The sequence below is a fragment of the Ewingella sp. AOP9-I1-14 genome, assembly GCF_052375995.1.
Classification (GTDB): domain Bacteria; phylum Pseudomonadota; class Gammaproteobacteria; order Enterobacterales; family Enterobacteriaceae; genus Ewingella; species Ewingella allii.
Map to the genome: position 1 here is coordinate 139,829 of NZ_JBQSVA010000006.1, position 22,477 is coordinate 162,305.

Annotated in this window: 19 protein-coding genes and 1 riboswitch; of the genes, 11 read left to right on the forward strand and 8 right to left on the reverse strand. The window is 54.6% G+C overall.

What is annotated here, in order from left to right:
* Position 1: 1 nt before the first annotated feature.
* Both ACT3RT_RS16815 and ACT3RT_RS16820 read right to left on the reverse strand, forming a co-directional pair.
* On the reverse strand, positions 2-1,237 hold the full coding sequence (locus tag ACT3RT_RS16815; protein ID WP_396131307.1) for a multifunctional CCA addition/repair protein: 1,236 nt from the start codon (positions 1,235-1,237) through the stop codon (positions 2-4).
* Positions 1,238-1,245: 8 nt separating this feature from the next.
* Entirely contained in the window at positions 1,246-1,866 is a 621-nt protein-coding gene (locus ACT3RT_RS16820; RefSeq protein ID WP_185689177.1) for a TIGR04211 family SH3 domain-containing protein, read from the reverse strand.
* Between the two features lie 239 nt (positions 1,867-2,105).
* Between ACT3RT_RS16820 and ACT3RT_RS16825 the strand changes: the two genes are divergently transcribed.
* From ACT3RT_RS16825 to hldE, 3 genes are all read left to right on the forward strand, one after another.
* Positions 2,106-3,413, forward strand: coding sequence for a CYTH domain-containing protein (locus ACT3RT_RS16825; protein ID WP_496203380.1), 1,308 nt, complete (start codon positions 2,106-2,108; stop codon positions 3,411-3,413).
* Positions 3,414-3,500: 87 nt separating this feature from the next.
* A complete protein-coding gene (gene glnE, locus ACT3RT_RS16830) occupies positions 3,501-6,338 on the forward strand; it encodes a bifunctional [glutamate--ammonia ligase]-adenylyl-L-tyrosine phosphorylase/[glutamate--ammonia-ligase] adenylyltransferase (protein WP_396131309.1) in 2,838 nt (945 codons plus the stop codon).
* Positions 6,339-6,434: 96 nt separating this feature from the next.
* A complete protein-coding gene (gene hldE / locus ACT3RT_RS16835; protein ID WP_353503451.1) occupies positions 6,435-7,862 on the forward strand; it encodes a bifunctional D-glycero-beta-D-manno-heptose-7-phosphate kinase/D-glycero-beta-D-manno-heptose 1-phosphate adenylyltransferase HldE in 1,428 nt (475 codons plus the stop codon).
* A 79-nt stretch (positions 7,863-7,941) separates the two neighbouring features.
* On the opposite strand, the gene ubiK is transcribed toward hldE, so the two are convergent.
* On the reverse strand, positions 7,942-8,208 hold the full coding sequence (gene ubiK / locus ACT3RT_RS16840) for a ubiquinone biosynthesis accessory factor UbiK (RefSeq protein WP_034793327.1): 267 nt from the start codon (positions 8,206-8,208) through the stop codon (positions 7,942-7,944).
* Between the two features lie 134 nt (positions 8,209-8,342).
* Positions 8,343-8,517: riboswitch (FMN riboswitch) on the forward strand.
* 142 nt (positions 8,518-8,659) lie between these two features.
* Here ubiK and ribB point away from each other — a divergent pair.
* Positions 8,660-9,313 carry a 3,4-dihydroxy-2-butanone-4-phosphate synthase gene (ribB, locus tag ACT3RT_RS16845; RefSeq protein ID WP_496203381.1) on the forward strand — a complete coding sequence of 218 codons (654 nt, stop codon included), beginning with the start codon at positions 8,660-8,662 and terminating at the stop codon, positions 9,311-9,313.
* 272 nt (positions 9,314-9,585) lie between these two features.
* Complete coding sequence (gene ygiD / locus ACT3RT_RS16850) at positions 9,586-10,374, forward strand: 4,5-DOPA-extradiol-dioxygenase (RefSeq protein ID WP_353503449.1); 789 nt, start codon at positions 9,586-9,588, stop codon at positions 10,372-10,374.
* A 73-nt stretch (positions 10,375-10,447) separates the two neighbouring features.
* Here ygiD and ACT3RT_RS16855 read toward each other — a convergent pair whose 3' ends face one another.
* The 3 genes from ACT3RT_RS16855 to tolC form a co-directional block, all read right to left on the reverse strand.
* On the reverse strand, positions 10,448-11,608 hold the full coding sequence (locus ACT3RT_RS16855) for a glutathionylspermidine synthase family protein (RefSeq protein WP_496203382.1): 1,161 nt from the start codon (positions 11,606-11,608) through the stop codon (positions 10,448-10,450).
* 9 nt (positions 11,609-11,617) lie between these two features.
* Positions 11,618-12,286 carry a DUF1190 family protein gene (locus tag ACT3RT_RS16860; protein ID WP_396131312.1) on the reverse strand — a complete coding sequence of 223 codons (669 nt, stop codon included), beginning with the start codon at positions 12,284-12,286 and terminating at the stop codon, positions 11,618-11,620.
* 191 nt (positions 12,287-12,477) lie between these two features.
* A complete protein-coding gene (tolC, locus tag ACT3RT_RS16865) occupies positions 12,478-14,013 on the reverse strand; it encodes an outer membrane channel protein TolC (protein WP_496200107.1) in 1,536 nt (511 codons plus the stop codon).
* A gap of 227 nt (positions 14,014-14,240) precedes the next feature.
* Between tolC and nudF the strand changes: the two genes are divergently transcribed.
* From nudF to parE, 5 genes are all read left to right on the forward strand, one after another.
* Positions 14,241-14,873 carry an ADP-ribose diphosphatase gene (gene nudF, locus ACT3RT_RS16870; protein WP_353503445.1) on the forward strand — a complete coding sequence of 211 codons (633 nt, stop codon included), beginning with the start codon at positions 14,241-14,243 and terminating at the stop codon, positions 14,871-14,873.
* A complete protein-coding gene (locus ACT3RT_RS16875) occupies positions 14,873-15,298 on the forward strand; it encodes a DUF1249 family protein (RefSeq protein ID WP_353503444.1) in 426 nt (141 codons plus the stop codon). Before nudF ends, ACT3RT_RS16875 begins: the two co-directional genes overlap by 1 nt.
* A gap of 27 nt (positions 15,299-15,325) precedes the next feature.
* Complete coding sequence (cpdA, locus tag ACT3RT_RS16880; RefSeq protein WP_353503443.1) at positions 15,326-16,156, forward strand: 3',5'-cyclic-AMP phosphodiesterase; 831 nt, start codon at positions 15,326-15,328, stop codon at positions 16,154-16,156.
* Positions 16,153-16,734 (forward strand): esterase YqiA, encoded by a 582-nt coding sequence (gene yqiA / locus ACT3RT_RS16885; protein ID WP_353503442.1) that lies wholly within the window; start codon positions 16,153-16,155, stop codon positions 16,732-16,734. The genes cpdA and yqiA overlap by 4 nt, the downstream gene beginning before the upstream one ends.
* Positions 16,735-16,871: 137 nt before the next feature.
* A complete protein-coding gene (gene parE, locus ACT3RT_RS16890; protein WP_353503441.1) occupies positions 16,872-18,767 on the forward strand; it encodes a DNA topoisomerase IV subunit B in 1,896 nt (631 codons plus the stop codon).
* A 104-nt stretch (positions 18,768-18,871) separates the two neighbouring features.
* Here parE and ACT3RT_RS16895 read toward each other — a convergent pair whose 3' ends face one another.
* Together ACT3RT_RS16895 and ACT3RT_RS16900 are read right to left on the reverse strand one after the other, a co-directional pair.
* Positions 18,872-19,177, reverse strand: a complete 306-nt coding sequence (locus tag ACT3RT_RS16895) for a putative quinol monooxygenase (protein ID WP_353503440.1) — start codon at positions 19,175-19,177, stop codon at positions 18,872-18,874.
* A gap of 48 nt (positions 19,178-19,225) precedes the next feature.
* Positions 19,226-19,813: an NAD(P)H-dependent oxidoreductase gene (locus tag ACT3RT_RS16900; RefSeq protein WP_396131316.1), complete on the reverse strand. Its 588-nt coding sequence runs from the start codon at positions 19,811-19,813 to the stop codon at positions 19,226-19,228.
* A 330-nt stretch (positions 19,814-20,143) separates the two neighbouring features.
* On the opposite strand from ACT3RT_RS16900, the gene parC reads away from it, so the two are divergent.
* Entirely contained in the window at positions 20,144-22,417 is a 2,274-nt protein-coding gene (parC, locus tag ACT3RT_RS16905) for a DNA topoisomerase IV subunit A (protein WP_353503439.1), read from the forward strand.
* Positions 22,418-22,477: the final 60 nt, after the last annotated feature.

Sequence of the window (22,477 nt, forward strand, 5' to 3'; positions counted from 1 at the left end):
ATTATTCGGCGGGATCTTGCAGCGCTTTCCAGTCGGCGATGGCGCGAATACGTTGTTTCTTCAACTCTTCTTTGATTGCCAACCCTTCTAAACCTGAATTTACGATGTCTTTAATCGACACGGTGAGTGCTGCGGCATAGGCTTGGCGCAGGTAATCGCCCTGTGGATAAGGGTTCTGCTCGAAACCGGTTCGCCCGCGAGCATCAGCCTCGCTGGTGAAAATCATCTGCTCGAGCCGCTGTGGCTTGCGCCAAACATCAATAGTGTCGAACAGTTTTAGAATCGTTTCTGGACGCAATTTATTGACCGTGTGGATCAGGTCATGGAATTCAGCGACCAGCTTCGCCAGATCGCGAATATGGGTTGGCACTCGGAGCCGCTGGCAAAGATTTTCCACCAGTTTAACGCCCGCCGGGCCGTGGCCGTGGTGATGCGGCCAGTATTCCGGATTGGTCAGCCCTTTGCCCAAGTCATGGCAGAGTGCGGAGAAGCGAATATCAACATCCGGCGTCAGCTCTGCGGCAATTTTCAGGGTCATCAGGGTATGAATGCCGGTATCGATTTCCGGATGCCATTTCTCCGGTGCGGGCACGCCAAACAGCGCGTCAACCTCCGGGAACAGTACCTTCAGCGCGCCACAGTCACGCAGCACTTGGAAGAAAACTTGCGGATCCTGCGTTTGCAGCGCCTTTTCGGTCTCTTTCCACACGCGCTCGGCCGTCAGGGCTTCAAGCTCGCCGGAATCCGCCATTTGCTGCATCAGTTGCTGGGTTTCTGGCGCGACGCTGAAACCAAGATGAGCAAAGCGCGCGGCAAACCGCGCCACGCGCAACACGCGCAGCGGGTCTTCACCAAAGGCATCAGAAACGTGGCGCAGCAGGCGATTTTCGATATCGCGCTGGCCGTGGTAAGGGTCGAAGAGTTCACCTTCGGCACTTTTGGCGATGGCGTTGATGGTCAGGTCGCGACGCATCAAGTCCTGCTCTAATGTGACATCTGGCGCGGCGTAACAGGTAAAACCGTTATAACCGCTGCCAGATTTTCTTTCCGTGCGAGCCAGCGCGTATTCATCATGAGTCACCGGGTGCAAGAACACGGGAAAGTCCTTGCCAACCTGCTGATATCCTTCAGCAAGCATATATTCCGGCGTGGCGCCAACCACTACCCAGTCGTGCTCGGTAACCGGCAGATTTAACAAACTGTCTCGGACTGCGCCGCCGACCAGATAGATTTCCATTATGTAACTCAGCTCATCCAGCGATCATTTTTCTTACGGCGAGGCACCAGATGCGGCAGGATTAAGCCCAACAGCAAGCCAACACCGGCGACACCGCCGCCATACATGAACCATTGTAAAATGATAGTACGCTGTTTGTCGTCAAGCTGAACATTTACCGCGCTCACTTTCTTCTGCGCCACAATCAGCTGATTTTTCAGGTCCTGATTCTCTTTCTTCAGGCCATTAATGATGCCATCGCTCGACGAAACTTTTTGCTGCATTTCAGCCGTGCGCTGGTTCCAGCTGGAATCAATGTTGGTCAGCTTGTCAGTCAGGGTTTTCACCTGCTGCTCTAAATCAGGAACGCGGGTGCGGATGCTTGGCACATTGCTCAACTGGTCCAGAGGGATCCAGGCGGTTTTACCTTTAGAGTCAATGATTTCGCCGTATTTTGTGCTGTCGTTAACGCTGCGCAGGGTGACTTCGTCACCGGCATTCAGGGTGCCAACGATACGATATTGATTACCCGGACCACTGTGGATATAAGTGATCAGATCGTCGGAAATGTAGCGCTTTTCATCGGCGTGAGCGCCCCAAGTGATGCTTAAACTAAGCAAAGCGAGACCAATTAGGCGGAGTTTCTGCATTATTTCATCGTTTCTTTGTGAATTTATGGAACGCGATGTAGGAACCGACGTTATGAGGGTTTGATACTAAGGGCAACAGTTTGACTACGCAACGTATAAACAGGAATGGGAACTATCTTACTATCCCGTTGCATGCGGCTTGCGGCCAGACCCTGTGTTAGAATTGCGACTTATCGCTAACTCCTTTTGTCGGCTTTATGACAGCCTTTTGACATCCAGAACTCGGTGTGAAGATCACTATGACCGTAGAAATAGAATTAAAGTTTATCGCCACTGCCGCGGCTATCGCTGAATTACCGGAGCAATTGGCGCAATTTTCCAGCCAACACTCTGCGCCACAGAAGCTGACCAACATCTATTACGAAACCGCTGATAACTGGATGCGCAGCCACGATATGGGCCTGCGTATTCGCGGTTTTGACGACCAATATGAGATGACCATCAAAACCGCCGGTAGCGTGGTAGGGGGCTTGCACCAGCGCCCGGAATACAATGTTGAGCTGAAGAAGCCGACCTTGAAACTCAGCGCTTTCCCGAAGGAAATCTGGCCAGAAGGCTGCAAAGTCGCTGCGCTACAGAAGGCGCTGCTGCCGCTGTTTTCCACCAATTTTATGCGCGAGAAGTGGGTGATCACTTACCAGCAAAGCGAGATTGAGCTTGGTTTGGATCAGGGTGAAGTGGTGGCCGGAGAGCTTTCCGAGCCTTTAGCTGAAATTGAGCTGGAGCTGAAAAGCGGCAACACTGCTGACCTGCTGGCGCTCGCCGCGTTGATTGGTCAAAACGGCGGGCTGCGTCAGGGCGGCTTGAGCAAGGCTGCCCGTGGTTATCACTTGGCGAAAGGCAATCCGGCGCGCGAACTGCGCCCGCTGCCCGTATTCAAGGCCGCGCCGAAAGCCACGGTGGAGCAGGCGATGGAGGGCATTTTGGCTCTCGCGCTGGACCAGTGGCAGTATCACGAAGAGCTGTGGGTGCGCGGTGATAAGGCCGTGCGCCTGAGCGTGCTGCAAGCAGTTGAAGCCGTGCGTCAGGCGTTGGTGCTGTTCGGCGGGCTGATCCCACGTAAAGCCTCAACTGAGCTGCGCGCCTTGCTAACCGACTTACTGCCAGCGCTGGAGCAAAAGGGCGCCGACGCCCAGTCCGTGTGTTACAGCCCGGCCTACTTGAAATGTAAGTTAGCACTCACTTCGTGGCTGACAACTCAGCAGTGGAAACCTTTCATTGATGAGAAAGCGCAGAAGAAGCTTGATGGCTCCTTCAAACGCTTTGCAGACATCATGCTGGGCCGTACCGCCGCGGATTTGAAAGAGGCATTTGGCCAGCCGCTGGACGAAGATGGCTTCCGCGACCAGCTGGCTCGCCTAAAGCGCCAGATTATCTCTTTCCACATGTTAGCGGGCGCTTACTCACCTGAGGAGTACAACCCTTACATTAATGGCTGGCTTGAGTTGCAGCAGGCGATTATCCAGCAGCAGCATGCGTGGGAAGATTCTGCCCGCCAACACGCCGTGATGATGGACGCCTTCTGGCTCAACGGCAAAGTCAAATAACAAGCCGCGTTTTGGTTTATGGTGAAGTTTAATTGAACAAGTGGCCTGAGTCTGACTCAGGCTTTTTTGCGAAAGGAACCTGATCTCATGTTGCCACTCCCCTCTGTTTTGCAAAGTCAGGCTGATAACTTCGTTATTCGTTGTCAGGAGCACGCCGCGCCTTTACCAGAGCTTGATGAAAGCACGCTGGCGGTGGCCGCGAGCAGTGATTTTATCAGTGAAAACCTGCTGGCATTTCCAGACTGGTGGCATGAGATTGTGCAGCATCCGCCGCACGCGCAGGAGTGGCAAAGCTATCGCGGCTGGCTAGCCGAGGCGCTGGCCCAGGTCAGTGATGAAGCCGGGCTGATGAAGGCGCTGCGCCTATTCCGCAAACGCATTTTGACCCGCATTGCCTGGTCACAGGCCATGCTCACCAGCCAGTGCGAAGAGACGCTGCATCAGCTCAGCGAGTTAGCTGAAACCCTGATTGTCAGCGCCCGCGAATGGCTGTACGACGCCTGCTGCCGCGAGTTTGGTACGCCCATGAATGCCGACGGAGTGCCGCAAAAGTTGTTAATTCTCGGTATGGGCAAGCTGGGCGGCGGCGAGCTGAACTTCTCCTCAGACATCGACCTGATTTTTGCCTATCCCGAGAATGGCCAAACCAAAGGCGGCCGTCGCGAGCTGGATAACGCGCAGTTCTTCACCCGCCTTGGTCAGCGGCTGATTAAAGCCTTGGATCAGCCAACCATTGATGGTTTTGTCTATCGCGTGGATATGCGCCTGCGGCCGTTTGGCGACAGCGGCCCGCTGGTGATGAGCTTCCCGGCGTTGGAAGACTATTATCAGGAGCAGGGCCGCGACTGGGAACGCTACGCGATGGTCAAGGCGCGGTTGATGGGCGGCGCGGAGGACAGCAGCAGTCAGGAACTACGCAAGATGCTGATGCCGTTCGTTTTTCGCCGCTATATCGACTTCAGCGTGATTCAATCTCTGCGCAATATGAAAGGCATGATTGCCCGCGAAGTGCGTCGCCGTGGCTTGAAAGACAACATCAAGCTGGGCGCGGGCGGTATTCGCGAAATCGAGTTTATCGCGCAAGTCTTCCAACTGATCCGCGGCGGCCGCGAACCCTCTTTGCAGCAGCGCTCTTTATTACCGACGCTGCAAGCCGTGCAAGAGCTGGAGCTGCTGCCCGCCGTGCAGGTGTCGCAGCTGCGTGAAAGCTACCTGTTCCTGCGTCGGTTGGAGAATCTGTTGCAGGCGATTGCTGATGAACAGACCCAAACCCTGCCATCCGACGATCTCAATCAGGCACGTCTGGCATGGGGGATGGACTTCCCTAACTGGCCAACCCTGCTGGACGCCTTGAACGCCCACATGCTGGCGGTACGCGCCGTGTTTGATGATTTGATTGGTGATGACACGCCGGACATTGGCGAAGATCCGCAGCACGCCGAGTTCAGCAGCCTGTGGATTGACGCCCTTGAGCACGACGATATTGCCCATCTGGTGCCGCAACTCGCGCCGGAAGCTCAGGGGCAGCTGTTGCGGCAAATCGCCGAGTTCCGCCGTGACGTGGATAAGCGCACCATCGGGCCGCGCGGCCGTGACCAGTTGGATCAGCTGATGCCGAACCTGCTGGCCCAGGTGTGTGGCTATAAAAATGCCGATATCACACTGCAACGCCTGACCCTGCTGCTGCTCAATATTGTTACGCGCACCACTTATATTGAACTGCTGGTTGAGTATCCGGGGGCGCTGAAGCAGCTGGTGCGCCTGTGCGCGGCATCGCCGATGGTCGCCAACCAGCTGGCCCGCCACCCAATTTTGCTCGACGAGCTGCTCGACCCGCGCACTCTTTACCAGCCGATTGCGCCAGACGCCTATCGCGACGAGCTGCGCCAGTATCTGCTGCGCGTGCCCGCCGATGACGAAGAGCAGCAGCTGGAAGCGCTGCGCCAGTTTAAGCAGGCCCAGCACCTGCGCATCGCCGCCGGGGATATCTCGGGCGCGCTGCCGGTGATGAAGGTCAGCGACCATTTGACCTATCTGGCCGAGGCGATCCTTGAAGCCGTTATCCAGCAAGCCTGGGAGCAGATGGTGACGCGCTATGGTGAACCTTCGCACCTGCGCAGCCGGGAAGGGCGCGGTTTTGCCGTGGTGGGTTATGGCAAGTTGGGGGGCTGGGAGCTGGGCTATAGCTCGGATCTGGATTTGGTTTTCCTGCTCGACTGCGCGCCGGACGTCATGACCGAAGGGGAGCGCAGCATTGATGGCCGCCAGTTCTACCTGCGGCTGGCCCAGCGCATTATGCATTTGTTCAGCACCCGCACTTCGTCCGGCATCCTGTATGAAGTGGATGCGCGCCTGCGGCCGTCCGGCGCGGCGGGGATGCTGGTCAGCACCATTGAAGCCTTTGCTGATTATCAGCAAAACGAAGCCTGGACCTGGGAGCATCAGGCGCTGGTTCGCGCCCGCGTGGTCTACGGCGACCCGCAGCTGACTCGTCAATTTAATACCACGCGCCGTGAGATTCTGTGCCGCCAGCGTGATGCCGACACTTTGCGCAAAGAAGTGCGCGAGATGCGCGAGAAGATGCATGCCCATTTGGGCAGCAAAAAAGGTCATACCTTCGACCTGAAAGCCGATCCGGGCGGTATCACGGACATTGAATTCATCGCACAATATCTGGTGTTGCGCTTTGCCCACGATGAGCCGGGTCTGACCAAGTGGTCTGATAACGTGCGTATTTTCGAGCTGATGGCGCAATACGATATTATGCCGGAGGATGAGGCGCGCCGGCTGAAACACGCCTATGTCACGCTGCGCGACGAGATTCATCATCTGGCTTTACAGGAACATAGTGGCAAAGTCGCTGTCGATAGCTTTATGACTGAACGCGAGCAGATTTTGGCGAGCTGGCAAGGCTGGCTCAGTTAATCGCCGCGTCCAAGCTTTTTTTCGCGGTATGAGCGCTTGTGATATTATCCGGCGCACTATTTTTATGTCAGGTTGTATCTGTTTTTGGAGCAAGGGATGAAAGTGACTTTACCTGATTTTCACCGTGCCGGCGTACTGGTCGTGGGCGACGTCATGTTGGACCGCTATTGGTATGGTCCGACTAACCGTATTTCACCAGAAGCGCCGGTGCCGGTCGTGAAAGTCACCACCATCGAGGAGCGTCCTGGCGGCGCTGCTAACGTGGCGATGAACATTGCGTCACTCGGCGCGGGATCTCGTTTGATTGGTCTGACGGGCATCGATGATGCAGCGCGTGCTCTGAATCAGCATTTGGACAACGTTAACGTTCATTGTGATTTCGTGGCGTTAGCAACTCACCCGACAATTACCAAGCTGCGCGTGCTGTCTCGCAACCAGCAGCTGATCCGCCTCGATTTCGAAGAAGGTTTTGACGGTGTTGATCTCCATCCTATGCTGGAGAAGATCGAACAAGCGTTGCCAAAAACCGGCGCGCTGGTGCTGTCAGATTATGCCAAAGGCGCGCTGAAAGACGTACAGCCGATGATCCAATTGGCAAAAAAGGCCGGTGTTCCGGTGCTTATCGATCCAAAAGGATCGGATTTCGAGCGTTATCGCGGCGCGACCTTGCTGACGCCAAACCTGTCCGAGTTCGAAGCCGTGGTTGGCCGTTGCAAAGACGAAGCAGAAATCGTCCAGCGCGGCATGAAGCTGGTGTCTGACTTCGAGCTGTCAGCCCTGCTGGTGACCCGTTCCGAGCACGGGATGACCCTGCTGCAACCGGGCAAAGAGCCGCTGCACCTGCCGACTCAGGCTCAGGAAGTGTATGACGTGACCGGTGCCGGCGACACGGTTATCGGCGTTCTGGCCGCCGCTTTGGCTGCTGGCAACTCGCTGGAAGAGTCCTGCTTCTTGGCCAACGCCGCCGCAGGCGTAGTGGTCGGCAAGCTGGGTACTTCCACGGTTTCTCCGGTCGAGCTGGAAGATGCGATTGGCGGGCGTTCAGAAGTGGGCTTTGGCGTGATGACCGAAGCCGGGCTGAAAGAGGCCGTGGCGCTGGCTCGCCAGCGTGGTGAAAAAGTGGTGATGACTAACGGCATTTTCGACATTTTGCACGCGGGTCATGTTTCTTATTTAGCCAATGCGCGCAAGCTCGGGGATCGCCTGATTGTGGCGGTGAACAGCGATGCGTCCACCAAGCGTCTGAAAGGCGAAACTCGCCCGGTCAATGCTCTGCAAAATCGCATGATCGTGCTCGGCGCGCTGGGTGCGGTTGACTGGGTGGTGGCTTTTGAAGAAGATACCCCGCAGCGCCTGATCGCCGAAATTCTGCCTGATTTACTGGTAAAAGGCGGCGATTACAAGCCGGAGCAGATCGCGGGCAGCAAAGAAGTTTGGGCTAACGGCGGTGAAGTTCGCGTGTTGAACTTCGAAGATGGCTTATCGACAACGGGCATCATCAACCAGATTAAAAGCCAAGACTAGCTGTCGCTAATTTCTGCCGACAGACAATAAAAAACCACGCCTTTGAGCGTGGTTTTTTATGCATGACAGCCGCCGGGAATTAGGCTTCTGGCTTCTGCTCGGTAGCTAATTTGGCTTCCAGCTCGGTTAGGCGCTGCTCGAGAGCAACTAGTTTCTCGCGGGTGCGCAGTAGAACCTGAGTCTGCACGTCGAACTCTTCGCGATTAACCAAATCCATACGGCTAAATTGCGCCTGCAATACCTGACGAATTTTCTTTTCAGCATCTTCACCAAACTCACGGATACCCTTCGGCATTGACTCGTGAACCTGACGAGCGATTTGTTCAATTTTTTTCGGGTCGATCATGGTTTTTCCCTTGTCTCGAATAAGCAGCTTTGTACTAGTGTAATCCTAGATACTCTTTCTATAAACCTTCGCGATGGCATTATTCGGCTATTCGACACATTGCCGAGACCTTTTATTGGCGTTATAGTTGACCTGCTTATTCTCAGGGCGGGGTGAAAGTCCCCACCGGCGGTAAACCACATCTTTTTTGGCGGAACGCATTTCTGCCATAGTGGGAGCCCGCGAGCGCTCAAACTTTGCAGTTTGAGGTCAGCAGATCCGGTTAGATCCCGGAGCCGACGGTTATAGTCCGGATGGGAGAGAGTAACGGTTCAAGCCAGGCAAAAAATTGCCTGCTGCGTTATTTTTTCACACTGTCGCACGGCATTGCTGGGCTACAGTGAACTCCTCAAGACGCCCTGATTCTGGTAATCCATGTATATTACATACAGTTTATGAGGTTATTTTTACCATGAATCAGACCCTACTTTCCGAATTTGGTACACCAAATCAACGCGTTGAGCAGGCTCTTGAAGCCCTGCGCAATGGCCGTGGTGTGATGGTGCTGGATGACGAAGATCGTGAAAACGAAGGCGATTTAATTTTTGCCGCTGAAAACATGACCGTTGAGCAGATGGCGTTGACCATTCGCCATGGCAGCGGGATTGTCTGTCTCACCATGACCGAAGAGAGCCGCAAAAAGCTCGATTTACCCATGATGGTTGAGACCAACTCCAGCGCGTACCAAACGCCATTCACCGTCACCATCGAAGCGGCCGAAGGCGTCACTACCGGTGTTTCTGCCGCTGACCGCATCACCACCATTCGCACCGCCATCAAAGACGGCGCTAAGCCTTCTGACCTGAACCGCCCAGGGCATATCTTCCCTCTGCGCGCGCAGGCGGGCGGCGTGCTGACTCGCGGTGGCCACACTGAAGCCTCTATCGACTTGGTCAAACTGGCCGGTCTGAAGCCTTTCGGCGTGCTGTGCGAACTGACCAATGATGATGGCAGCATGGCGCACGCGCCAGAAGCGATTGTCTTCGCCAAGAAACACGATATGCCGGTACTGACCATTGAAGACTTAGTGGCTTACCGTCAGGCGCAGACTCAGAAAGCCAGCTAACTGAACTCACTCCTGAATCTTAAAGGCCGCAGATGCGGCCTTTTTTATCTCTAAAGCACTATTCCGGCATTGCAAAGACGAAATTGATAGATAGCTCGCTAAGTGAATTAACCCCCTTCCTGCCGCGTCAAAAAGCCCATAACGCTGATTCAATTTTTTTGAACAACTTCATCACGGTTATCCGGCTGTAAGCAAATAAGAAAGAGAGTACCGTATTTCCATCGTGCAGAATTGCTTCTGCCACTCATTCACTCTGAGCTAAGGAAAACGTTATGACTTCCCCTCGTATGCCAGCACTGTTTTTAGGCCACGGTAGCCCGATGAACGTGCTTGAAGACAATGAATTTACCCGCGCATGGCAAACGCTGGGCGAGACATTACCGCGCCCGAAAGCCATCGTTGCCGTCTCTGCCCACTGGTTCACTCGTGGCACGGCCGTGACCGCAATGGAGCACCCGCGCACCATTCACGATTTCGGCAACTTCCCGCAGGCGCTGTTTGATCAGCGTTACCCGGCCCCCGGCTCGCCCGAGCTGGCGAAAAAGCTGCAAGAGCTGCTTAAGCCGATTGACGTGATTGCGGACACCGGCGAGTGGGGCTTCGACCACGGGACATGGGGCGTGCTGATCAAAGCTTACCCAGAGGCGGATATTCCGGTGGTGCAGCTGAGCATCGACGGCACCAAGCCGGCGGAATATCACTATCAGATTGGTAGAAAGCTGGCGGCGCTGCGTGATGAAGGCATTATGATCGTGGCGAGCGGCAATGTGGTTCACAACCTGCGCCTAATGAAGCGCGACGGGGAGGGCGATAATTACCCGTGGGCCACTGCTTTCAATGAATATGTGAAAGAGAACCTGCGCTGGAAGGGTGAAGACAGCCAGCATCCGCTGGTAAATTTCTCTCAGCATGAGGGAGCCGCGCTCTCTAACCCGTCTATCGAACACTATCTGCCGCTGCTGTATGTGTTGGGCAGTTGGGACGGCGTCGAGCCGATGTCTACCCCGACCGATGGCATCGTGATGAGCTCGTTGAGCATGCTTTCGGTGCAGGTGGGTTAATCTTTTAGAGATAAAAAAACGGGGAGTGAATTGAATTCGCTCCCCGCTTCGTTTATTGGCTAGATCGTGACTGTTAGCCGACGATCACGTGCGGATAGAAGCGAGAGAGATCTTGTGTGATCAGCTCTTTGTCTTCGCGCAGACCAATGCCGCAAGGCTGATCGTTCACCAACCAGCTGCCAATTAGCGTGTAGCTATCGCCAAATTTAGGCAGGTGGTGGAACTGCTGGTGGATCATCCCTTCCTGACCATATGGGCCATCGACGCTGGCCACTTCTTGACCTTTTTCGATGATGCGGATATTGGCACCTTCGCGAGAGAACAGCGGCTTAATCACGTAATGGTCCATCTCTGCGTGCTCTTCTTCCGCGAAGAAGGCAGGCAGCAGATTAGGGTGATTCGGGAACATCTTCCACAGCATGGGCAGCAAGGCTTTGTTGGAGAGAATGGCTTTCCACGCTGGCTCCAGCCAACGCACGCCCGCATCTTCCAACTTGGTTGAGAAGATCTCGCGGAACATAAACTCCCACGGATAGAGCTTGAACAGGTTGCTGATCACCTGATCCTGCGGATCGGTAAACTGCCCGCGTTCGCCTAAGCCGATCTCTTCGATAAACAGAAATTCGCTGGCTAGTTCGGCTTCTAATGCGCAATCTTGCAAGTACTGCACGGTACCGCGATCTTCCTCGGTATCCTGACAGCAGGCGAAGTGCAGCAAAGAAAAACCGTGCTGGTTTTTCAGCTCGGCAAAACGCTCAATCAGCTTTTCCTGCATGCTGTTGTACTGGTCGGCATCCTGCGGCAGCTTACCTGCGGCAATTTGCTCTTCGAGCCACAGCCATTGGAAGAATGCGGCTTCATACAGCGAAGTTGGCGTATCCGCGTTGTTTTCCAACAGCTTAGGCGGGTTAACCCCGTCGTAGGCCAAGTCCAGTCGTGAATAGAGCGAAGGCTGTTGGGTGCGCCACGAGCTTCGGACAAATTCCCAGCAGTGCTTCGGGATCTGGAATTGCGCCATCAGCGCGTCGTCCGCAACCACCTTTTCCACCACTTTTAAACACATCTGATGAATGTCGGCGGTGGCGTCTTCGATCTCTTCGATCTGCGCTAAGGTGAATTCGTAATAGGCGTCTTCACACCAGTACGGCTCGCCATACATGGTGTGAAAATTGAAGCCAAACTCTGTGGCTTTTTCTCGCCAGTCTGGACGCTCGGCAATCGGTAAACGTTTCATCTGGGACTCTTAGCCGCCCATGCTGCGTGATGGTGAACGCGTGGTCGACGCGGAACTGCGCTGCATGGTGTTTTGCTTAGCGACGCTTTCGCCGAAGCCGCCACGGGTTACGGTAGAAGTGGTCGCTGGCTTAGGCGCCATCGCGGTTTTCGGCACATTCATCGTGCGTCCACCTGCAGTGGCAGGGCCGTAGCTTTTGCCCGTTGCATCAACGAACTTGCCACCCGCCGGGCTGGCAGGGTTTTTCGAGGTGAAGAGAGGCTGTTGGGCAAAGCCCGCGCCGCCACCCATCATACGGCCCATCATGTAACCGGCCATCAGAGGCATCCAGAAGCTGCCGCTCTGCTGTGGTTGAGCCGCCATGCCTGCCTGAGCTGGAGTTTGAGTACATTGGCCTTCGCCGAACTCTGCCACGCACTCTTCACGACTAGCGTATTTTGGCGCGGTTTTCTCAGCTTCTTTCTTGGCCGCGTCATACGCCGCAGTACATTGCGCGCTGTTCGACGGGTTGGCTTTTGAGCAATCGTCCGCATTTTGGTAAAGCGAGACGGTTTCATCGGTTTTTTCGCAAGCGGAGAGCATAAAGACAGCGCTGACTGCTAATGCGACAGGTGCGATACGGTAGCTACGCCAGGATTTCCGGAAGGTAGCCAGATTGATGTTTTGTGTCCGTTTCATCGAATTATCCCATGTATAGGGCTTTTTCGCCCCTTTCCCAGTAGTGCGTAAGAATAGGGTAAAGACGGTTAATGTTAAAGCAGTCAGGGGCAATTGTTACGAGACTTTACGAAAGGCTGTGACCCAGACAAAAAAAAGCGGCCTTTTTAGGCCGCTTATCGCAAAAGTAGGTTATTCCCTTTAAAACCAGATTAATTCTGGAAAGGATTCCCACTCTTCTTGGTCGTCGATGTGCTGCTACCTGAGTTAGCCGAAGTGCGGTTAACCACTGGGGAGCTAACCTGCTCTGCCCGAACCTGTGTAGCGGCCGGAGCAGCAGGAGTCTGGCTGCCGTTATAACCATCAGCGGAGGCATCTTGCTGTGGGTTTTCTGGCGCCACGGCTTCCGGCGTCGTTGGGATAGCTTTACCCAGGGTGCCGTTCAGCGCCAGCAGGTCATTCTCATTCAACGTACCTAACGCAGACTTAATGTTCAGCTGGTTAATCAGGTAGGTATAACGCGCAGAAGAGAGCTGTTGCTTGGCGTTGTACAGCGTGGTGGTGGCATCCAACACGTCAACGATAGTACGGGTACCCACTTGGTAGCCGGCTTCCATCGCGTCTAAGGAGCTTTGTGCAGAAACAACGGCTTGTTTGTAAGCGTTGATGCTACTGATTGACGCAGAAATGTTGTTGAAGGAAGAACGCACGGTCTGAACCACTGAACGATGCGCGCTTTCCAACTGCTCACTTGCGCCAACAAAGTTGTATTGCGCTTGTTTCACCTGAGAAGTCACCGAGCCGCCGCTATACAGTGGCAGGGAGAAGCTCAGGCCAATTTTGTTCTGGCCCGCATCGGAATCTCGGGTGCTGGCAGATTCACCGGTGTTAGAACCGTTGTATTTGGTGTTGCTCACGCCAGTTGACGCGGTCAAATCGATAGTTGGCATGTGACCGGTTTGGGCGGAACGGATTTGCTCACGCGCCAAGTCCTGAGACAGACGGGCAGACAGCAGGCTCAGGTTGCGGTTCTCCGCTTCTTTCAGCAGGCCGGCGACCGGCTGTGGGCGCTGGGTGTTGAAATTGTTGATATTCAGAGAAGAGAGCTGCGGATAATAAACGCCGGTAACCTGACGCAGAGATTCCAGCGCGTTATCGAGGTTATTACGGGCAGTCACTTCGTTCGCCAACACGGTGTCGTATTGTGAACGGGCGTTTTGCACGTCGGTAATTGCCACCAGGCCCACGTTAAAACGTTGCGAGGTTTGGTCTAACTGACGGTAAATCGCTTGTTTCTGTGCTTCGGTATAAGACAGAGAGTCAATCGCGCTCAACACGTTGAAATAGGCTGTCGCCGAATCCAGGATCAGTTTCTGCTGATCAACCTGGAAGGAAACGTCCTGAATACCGGCTGCTTTTTCTTGCAGGGTCAGGGCACGCCATTTCGACATGTCAAAAATAGTCTGGGTCAATTGCAGAGACGCGCTGGTCTGGTTGCTGTTAACGCCATTCGCATCACGGTAGCCGTTGGTATAGTTATAATCCGCACCCAATCCGAGTTGCGGTAATAAAGGACTGCGAGCTTCGTTAATTTTTTCGAATGCAGCATCACGATCGGCTGCGGACTTGCGCAGATCCGGGTTACTTTCCCTGGCTTGCTGGTAGACCTGCATCAGGTTTTCAGCCTGGCTCATCGCGCTGAAGCCGCCCAGGCTCAGTCCGATTAGAAGGGGGAGCAGTTTCTTCATTTGCATTCCTTGTTGTGCAGCAATGTTGTTATGGTGACGCTGTCAAAATACCAATAGACGCGGATTCTAGCAGAGACTGGCAGAAGGACTGAGTGGCTTTACGTGCCTTCTCAGCCAAAGTGGTACAAATCTACCACAAACGTGCCTGATTATTATTAGCGCAATTTCATCAAATTGACCTCAAATGACGATAATTTGTCAGCAAAAGGTAATAAGGAAACAGCATTATGTCCCAAACGAAGGGTTCACCCGTTACTTTCGGCAAAGATGATGTAGAAATTATTGCACGTGAGACGCGATATAAAGGTTTTTTTTCAATCATTGCTTATCGATTCCGCCATCGTTTATTTAGCGGTGAAATGAGTGATGAAGTGGTTCGCGAAGTTTTTGAGCGTGGGCACGCCGCCGTCTTATTGCCCTATGATCCACAACGTGATGAAGTGGTGCTGATTGAACAGATTCGTATCCCAGCCATTGATTCCAGTGATACCCCTTGGCTTCTGGAGATGGTCGCCGGTATCATTGAGCCCGGCGAATCGGTCGAAGATGTCGCCCGGCGCGAAGCGCTGGAAGAAGCTAATATTGTTGTCGGTCGCTGCAAACCCGCGCTGAGTTACCTCGCGAGCCCGGGTGGAACCAGCGAACGGTTGTCGATTTTGGTCGGCGAAGTTGATGCGACAACAGCACAGGGAATTCACGGCCTTGCAGCCGAAAATGAGGACATCCGCGTGCATGTGGTAAGTCGTGAACAGGCTTATCGCTGGGTGGAGGAAGGAGTAATCGACAATGCGGCGTCAGTGATTGCACTTCAATGGCTGGCCCTGCACCATGAATCCCTGCGAAAAGAGTGGTCCAACTAATGATTAAGCGCTATACCCCTGATTTTCCTGAAATGATGAGATTGTGTGAAACCAATTTCGCACAACTACGTCGTTTGATGCCGCGTAATGATGAAGTGGGCGAAACGGCGACTTATCAGGTAAGTAGCGCAACCTACCGTCTGACCATTACTGAGTCTACGCGTTACACCACGCTGGTTGAAATCGAACAGACCGCCCCGGCGGTGAGCTACTGGAGCTTACCTTCGCTAACCGTGCGTCTTTACCACGACGCGATGGTTGCGGAAGTGTGTTCGACCCAGCAGATCTTTCGCTTCAAAGCACGCTATGATTATCCTAATAAAAAGTTGCATCAGCGTGACGAAAAGCATCAAATTAACCAGTTCCTTGCGGACTGGTTGCGTTATTGCCTTGCGCATGGAGCGATGGCCGTTCCGGTTTGTTAGACAGACTTCAATTACAAAGGATACGACTTGGAAAGCCTGTTTACACTGCCTTTGGTTAATGGGGCCAAAGTCAGAATTCTGCAAATTACCGATACCCATCTTTTCGCCGGTGAGAATGAAACGTTGCTGGGAGTGAATACTTTCCGCAGCTATCGCGCCGTGCTGGACGCCATAAAGGCGCAGAACCGTGGCATCGACATTATTGCCGCCACGGGCGATTTGGCACAGGATCAATCCCTGGATGCCTATCATCACTTTGCGCGCGGGATTAATGAGCTGTCCGCCCCCTGCGTCTGGCTGCCGGGAAACCATGATTTCCAGCCAGCCATGGTCGACGCCCTGCGCGAAGAGGGCATTCACCCGTCGAAACAGCTTCTTTTGGGGGATGACTGGCAGGTCATTCTGCTCGATACCCAAGTCTTTGGCGTCCCCCATGGCCATCTCAGCGAGTATCAGTTGGAGTGGATGGAGCGCTGCTTGCAGCAATATCCAGAGCGTTTCACGCTGATTATGCTGCACCATCACCCGCTGCCGTCAGGCTGCACGTGGCTGGATCAACACAGCCTGCGCAATGCCCATATGCTGGCGGACGTGTTGGCGAATTATCCCAAGGCCAATACCTTGTTGTGCGGCCATATTCACCAAGAGTTGGATCTCGATTGGCACGGCAAACGGCTGTACGCCACGCCTTCGACCTGCGTACAGTTCAAGCCTCACTGCACCAATTTCACCATTGATACCGCCGCGCCGGGCTGGCGCTACCTTGACCTCTACCCAGACGGCCGGGTGGAAACGCAGGTCATGCGCATTGAAAGCGATGAGTTCCGACCGGATAGTGATTCGGACGGCTACGAATGAGTACCTTACTCTACCTGCACGGTTTCAACAGTTCTCCCAACTCGGCAAAAGCGACCTTATTGAAAGATTGGCTGGCGGTCCAGCATCCGCACATTGAGATGGTGGTGCCGCAGTTATCCCCTTTCCCGGCAGAAGCGGCGGAAGAACTGGAGTCGCTGGTGATGCAAAAAGCTGGGCGCAAGCTGGGCATCGTAGGGTCTTCTCTCGGCGGCTATTACGCCACGTGGCTTTCGCAGTGCTTCACCGTGCCCGCAGTGGTGGTTAACCCCGCCGTGCGGCCTTTTGAGCTGCTTGTCGACTACCTTGGGCAGAATCAGAACCCCTACACCGGGCAGCAATATGTGTTAGAGTCACGCCACGTTTACGACCTGAAAGTGATGCAGGTTGAACCGCTGGAGTCCCCGGATTTACTCTGGCTGCTCCAGCAAATGGGTGATGAAACCCTCGATTACCGTCAGGCCGTGGCCTATTACACTGCGTGTCGGCAAACGGTCGAACCTGAGGGAAATCATAGTTTTGTCGGCTTCGAACGCTATTTTTCGCCGATTGTTGATTTCCTGGGGCTGGCTTCAGACTAACCTTTCAGAGCGAAGTATCTTCTGGTTTTTCCTGAGTCGCCGCCCGTGGGCATCTGCCCAGCGCACGCATTTGTACTTTTTTATACTATCGTTAGCCCACGTTAGCCCACCAACCTATGAGCCACGAATATTCAACGATGAGCCAATCAACTTATAACGCGGATTCCATAGAGGTCCTCAGCGGTCTTGAACCGGTGCGTCGTCGTCCCGGCATGTACACCGACACCACCCGCCCGAACCATCTGGGTCAGGAAGTCATCGATAACAGCGTCGATGAAGCATTAGCCGGCCATGCGCGCCGAATCGAAGTGATCCTCCATGCGGATCAATCTCTTGAAGTTATTGACGACGGGCGCGGTATGCCTGTGGACATTCACCCGGAAGAGGGTGTGCCTGCCGTTGAGCTGATTTTCTGTCGCTTGCACGCGGGTGGCAAATTCTCCAACAAAAACTACCAGTTCTCCGGCGGCCTTCACGGCGTGGGGATCTCCGTGGTCAACGCCTTGTCGACGCGTGTCGAAGTGGCGGTGAAACGCGGTGGTGAAGTCTATGAAATGGCGTTTGAGAACGGCGACAAAGTGCAGGATCTGCACGTCACCGGCACCTGCGGTAAACGCAACACTGGCACCAGCGTGCATTTCTGGCCGGACGTTAGCTTCTTTGACAGCCCGCGTTTTTCCGTTAGCCGCCTCAGCCATTTATTAAAAGCCAAAGCCGTGCTCTGCCCGGGCGTTGAGATCTTGTTCAAAGATAAAGTGAACAATACCGAGCAGCGCTGGTGCTATGAAGATGGCTTGACCGACTACCTGATGGAAGCCGTAAACGGCCTGATCACCCTGCCTGAAAAGGCTTTTGTGGGGGCTTTTGCCGGTGATGTGGAAGCCGTTGACTGGGCGCTGCTGTGGCTGCCTGAAGGTGGAGAACTGCTGACGGAAAGCTACGTCAACCTAATCCCAACCATGCAGGGCGGTACCCACGTCAATGGTCTGCGTCAGGGCTTGCTCGACGCCATGCGCGAGTTCTGCGAATTCCGCAATATTCTGCCGCGCGGCGTCAAGCTGTCGGCGGAAGATATCTGGGAGCGCTGTGCCTACGTGCTCTCGGTGAAAATGCAGGACCCGCAGTTTGCCGGCCAGACCAAAGAGCGTCTCTCTTCTCGCCAGTGCGCGGCTTTCGTCTCGGGCGTGGTGAAAGATGCCTTTAGCCTGTGGCTGAACCAGAACGTGCAGGCCGCCGAGCAGCTGGCCGAACTCTGTATTTCCAGCGCCCAGCGCCGTCTGCGCGCCGCCAAGAAAGTGGTGCGTAAGAAACTGACCAGCGGCCCCGCGCTGCCGGGCAAGTTGGCCGACTGTACTTCGCAGGATCTGAACATGACCGAACTCTTCCTGGTGGAAGGGGACTCGGCAGGCGGATCCGCCAAGCAGGCGCGCGATCGCGAATATCAGGCGATCATGCCGCTGAAGGGTAAGATCCTGAATACGTGGGAAGTCTCTTCCGACGAAGTGCTGGCTTCGCAAGAAGTTCACGACATTTCGGTGGCGATCGGCATCGATCCGGATAGCGAAGATTTGACCCAGCTGCGCTACGGCAAAGTCTGTATCCTCGCGGATGCTGACTCCGACGGCCTGCACATCGCCACGCTGCTGTGCGCGCTGTTTGTCCGCCACTTCCGCTCGCTGGTGCGCGGCGGCCACGTCTATGTGGCCATGCCGCCTCTCTACCGTATCGACTTGGGCAAAGAAGTGTTCTACGCCCTCGACGAGCAGGAGAAAGAGGGTGTGCTGGAGCAGCTGAAGCGTAAGAAGGGCAAGCCGAACGTCCAGCGCTTCAAAGGTCTGGGTGAGATGAACCCGCTGCAACTGCGCGAAACCACGCTCGACCCTAACACGCGCCGTCTGGTGCAGTTGACCATCGACGAAGAAAATGTCGATCAAACCCTGCGCATGATGGACATGCTGCTGGCCAAGAAGCGTTCAGAAGACCGTCGCAACTGGTTGCAGGAAAAAGGCGATACCGCAGAATTAGACGTTTAATTTCAGCGTCGCCATAAAAAAACGCCGGGGCTTTGCCGCTCCGGCGTTTTTGTTTCAATCTATCGGCGATGCTGCTAAAAGTAGCAGCTAGCGCCAGCCGGTGATCAGGCTTTTTCGATGATGTTGATCACCACATCTTGCACGTCAGCCTTGATGTTTTCGCGGTGCGCGTTCATGTGCGCAGCCTGCTGGTGTGCTTCGAGGTGCGCGAGGCTTTCCCACTCTTCCACCATAAAAACAGAATCTGGTGCGCTTTTGCGCCACGGGATCTGGCCGCTGAAATCAGTGAAAGGATCGTAGCGGTGACAACCCTCTTCGGCCAGCACGCTTGGCAGCAGGGCGTTGATCTTTTCCAGAACCGCGTCGCGGCGGCCCGGTTTCATGATGATTTCAGCAATAACAGTGATCATAACAACCTCTTGTTTGAAACCTGACAGGCTTCTCAATGAACCTCTAAACTATGCGCGACCAAACACATTTTCAAGGTGTGCGCGATATGCAGCGAAATAACCGTCGATATCAGGCTGTTTGATCACGTCATTACAGATAAAGGTCGGCAGGCCGTGCATCCCCAAGAACTGGTTAGCTTTGTGCTGTGCCAGATACACGCCGTCAACGCCCACGCCGTGGAAGAACTGCTCTTTATCTTCGAAAGCTTCCAGCGGAGCATTCCAGGTCAGGGAAAGCATGTAGCTCTTACCTTGCAGCAGGCCGCCTGAGCCGTATTTCTGCGATGCGTCTGAACGGGTGCGGCCATCGCTGGCGTACAGCTTGCCGTGGCCTTCGGTGAAGATCTCATCGACGTATTTTTTCAGCGTCCACGGCATACCCATCCACCAGCCCGGCTGCTGATAAATCACGGTATCGGCCCACAGGTAGTTCTCAATCTCGGTCGGGATGTCATAACCGTCTTCCAACGTGGTCACGCGCACGTTGTGTCCGGCTTCGGTCAGGACGGAGTGGCCGAGTTTGGTCAGGCTAATGTTCAATGCGCCTTTTGAGTGGGCAAAGGTTTTACCTGCGTTAATAATCAAAATGTTGCTCATAGGGAGTGCCTCGTTGGTAAACTGTTGTCCAACAGTTTACTGAAGCATTGGCCTGAAAAAAATGTGCGCTAGAGCACAAGACTATGGACTAAAATGCAATAAACCTTCGCTGAATCGCCTGATTTTATCATTTAATGCCCTTTTGCAGCTCGGCCAGACGTTAAGCCTTCGGCGCGCAGGTTTTGTAATTCTGCCGATAAAGAGAGTGGCTGTGACAGCCATGCGCCGGATGATGTACTATCGCCAACATTATTGCCTCGTGGCACGCCCGCGAGCGTAAGCTTTCTAAATAGAGAAACCATCACGCCACGGTTTTGAGGATGAAACATAATGAGCGAAATAACTCATGACGGGACAGAGCGCCTAGCTCTGCACACGTTTACTGAGAACGCCTATCTCAACTATTCCATGTACGTGATCATGGACCGCGCGCTGCCGTTTATCGGTGACGGCCTCAAGCCGGTTCAGCGCCGTATCATTTATGCGATGTCCGAACTTGGCCTGAATAACAACGCGAAATTCAAGAAATCGGCACGTACCGTCGGTGACGTATTAGGTAAATATCACCCGCACGGTGACAGCGCTTGTTATGAAGCGATGGTGCTGATGGCGCAGCCGTTCTCTTACCGCTACCCGCTGGTGGATGGTCAGGGGAACTGGGGTGCGCCGGATGATCCTAAGTCCTTCGCCGCCATGCGTTATACCGAATCTCGTCTGTCGAAATACGCCGATGTTCTGCTGCGCGAGCTCGGTCAGGGCACCGTGGATTACGTGCCGAACTTCGACGGCACCATGCAAGAGCCAAAAACCTTGCCTGCACGCCTGCCGAATATCCTGCTCAACGGCACCACGGGGATTGCCGTGGGCATGGCGACGGATATTCCGCCGCACAACATCCGCGAAGTGGCCGCCGCTGCCGTCGCCCTGCTGGAAAAGCCGGGCAGCTCGCTGGAAGATTTGCTGGAGTTCGTGCAGGGGCCTGACTTCCCAACCGAAGCCGAAATCATTACGCCGCGTAACGAAATTCGTAAGATTTACGAGTCCGGCAAAGGCTCGGTGCGCATGCGCGCCGTGTGGAATAAAGAAGACGGCAGCGCGGTGATCACCGCCTTGCCGCATCAGGTTTCTGGCGCGAAAGTGCTGGAGCAGATCGCCAACCAAATGCGCAACAAAAAGCTGCCAATGGTTGAAGATTTGCGTGACGAATCTGACCACGAGAATCCGACGCGTCTGGTAATCGTGCCGCGCTCCAACCGTGTGGATCTGGATCAGGTGATGAATCACCTGTTCGCCACCACCGATCTGGAACGCAGCTATCGCATCAACATGAACATGATTGGCCTCGACAACCGTCCTTCGGTGAAAGGGCTGGTTGAGATCCTGCGCGAATGGCTGGACTACCGCCGCGAAACGGTGCGTCGCCGCCTGAACTATCGCCTCGATAAAGTGCTCAAGCGTCTGCATATCCTTGAAGGTTTGCTGATTGCCTTCCTCAATATCGACGAAGTCATTCATATCATTCGTACCGAAGATGAGCCGAAGCCGGTGCTGATGGCGCGTTTTGAGCTGAGTGAGACGCAGGCAGAAGCCATTCTCGAGTTGAAATTGCGCCACTTGGCGAAACTCGAAGAGATGAAGATTCGCGGCGAGCAGGACGAACTGGCGAAAGAGCGCGATCAGCTGCAAGCGTTGTTGGGTTCTGAGCGCAAGCTGAGCACTTTGATTCGTAAAGAGATTCAGGCCGACGCCGAAGCCTATGGCGACGACCGCCGCTCGCCAATTACCGAGCGCGAAGAAGCCAAAGCCATGAGCGAGCACGACTTCGTGCCTTCTGAGCCTGTGACTATCGTCCTGTCCGAAATGGGCTGGGTGCGCAGTGCGAAAGGCCATGATATCGACGCCAGCGGGCTAAGCTACAAAGCGGGGGACAGCTTCCGCGCCGCCGCCAAAGGTAAGAGTAACCAGCCGGTGGTGTTTATCGACTCCACCGGGCGCAGTTATGCGCTGGACCCAACCACGCTGCCATCGGCGCGCGGGCAGGGCGAGCCATTAACCGGCAAGCTGACACCGCCACCGGGTGCTACTATTGAACAAGTGTTGATGGCCGCTGACGACCAGAAACTGTTGATGGCTTCGGACGCGGGCTACGGCTTCGTTTGTACCTTCAATGATCTGGTGGCGCGTAACCGCGCCGGTAAAGCGATGATCACCTTGCCGGACAACGCTAAGGCGCTGCCGCCAATCGAACTGCACGGCGAAGACGACATGTTGCTGTCTATCACCGCTGCCGGTCGTATGCTGCTGTTCCCGGTTGCCGACCTGCCGCAGTTGTCGAAGGGCAAAGGTAATAAAATTGTTTCAATTCCTGCGGCGCAGGCGGCGTCGGGCGAAGATAAACTGGTGTGGTTGCTGGTGTTAGCGCCTCAAACTTCGCTAACCTTGTATGTCGGTAAGCGTAAATTGACCCTGCGTCCGGAAGAGCTACAGAAATTCCGTGCAGAACGTGGCCGTAAAGGAACCCTGTTGCCGCGCGGCTTGCAGCGCATAGACCGTGTCGAAGTGGATTCCCCGGTAGTAAAATCATCAGGTAACAGCGAAGAGTAATTCGCTGAAGCCGAGAGTAAATGCTGAATTATTCAGGGCACCTTTGTGCCCTGAATGCTT

Coding starts and splice junctions, on each gene's coding strand:
- ubiK (WP_034793327.1), bottom strand. CDS start 8,208: ATGATCGACCCGAAAAAAATTGAACAAATCGCTCGTCAGGTTCACGAG.
- ACT3RT_RS16820 (WP_185689177.1), bottom strand. CDS start 1,866: ATGCAGAAACTCCGCCTAATTGGTCTCGCTTTGCTTAGTTTAAGCATC.
- parC (WP_353503439.1), top strand. CDS start 20,144: ATGAGCGAAATAACTCATGACGGGACAGAGCGCCTAGCTCTGCACACG.
- ACT3RT_RS16815 (WP_396131307.1), bottom strand. CDS start 1,237: ATGGAAATCTATCTGGTCGGCGGCGCAGTCCGAGACAGTTTGTTAAAT.
- ACT3RT_RS16895 (WP_353503440.1), bottom strand. CDS start 19,177: ATGATCACTGTTATTGCTGAAATCATCATGAAACCGGGCCGCCGCGAC.
- tolC (WP_496200107.1), bottom strand. CDS start 14,013: ATGAAGAAACTGCTCCCCCTTCTAATCGGACTGAGCCTGGGCGGCTTC.
- glnE (WP_396131309.1), top strand. CDS start 3,501: ATGTTGCCACTCCCCTCTGTTTTGCAAAGTCAGGCTGATAACTTCGTT.
- ACT3RT_RS16900 (WP_396131316.1), bottom strand. CDS start 19,813: ATGAGCAACATTTTGATTATTAACGCAGGTAAAACCTTTGCCCACTCA.
- ygiD (WP_353503449.1), top strand. CDS start 9,586: ATGACTTCCCCTCGTATGCCAGCACTGTTTTTAGGCCACGGTAGCCCG.
- hldE (WP_353503451.1), top strand. CDS start 6,435: ATGAAAGTGACTTTACCTGATTTTCACCGTGCCGGCGTACTGGTCGTG.
- ACT3RT_RS16855 (WP_496203382.1), bottom strand. CDS start 11,608: ATGAAACGTTTACCGATTGCCGAGCGTCCAGACTGGCGAGAAAAAGCC.
- ACT3RT_RS16860 (WP_396131312.1), bottom strand. CDS start 12,286: ATGAAACGGACACAAAACATCAATCTGGCTACCTTCCGGAAATCCTGG.
- ribB (WP_496203381.1), top strand. CDS start 8,660: ATGAATCAGACCCTACTTTCCGAATTTGGTACACCAAATCAACGCGTT.
- ACT3RT_RS16875 (WP_353503444.1), top strand. CDS start 14,873: ATGATTAAGCGCTATACCCCTGATTTTCCTGAAATGATGAGATTGTGT.
- ACT3RT_RS16825 (WP_496203380.1), top strand. CDS start 2,106: ATGACCGTAGAAATAGAATTAAAGTTTATCGCCACTGCCGCGGCTATC.
- parE (WP_353503441.1), top strand. CDS start 16,872: ATGAGCCAATCAACTTATAACGCGGATTCCATAGAGGTCCTCAGCGGT.
- yqiA (WP_353503442.1), top strand. CDS start 16,153: ATGAGTACCTTACTCTACCTGCACGGTTTCAACAGTTCTCCCAACTCG.
- nudF (WP_353503445.1), top strand. CDS start 14,241: ATGTCCCAAACGAAGGGTTCACCCGTTACTTTCGGCAAAGATGATGTA.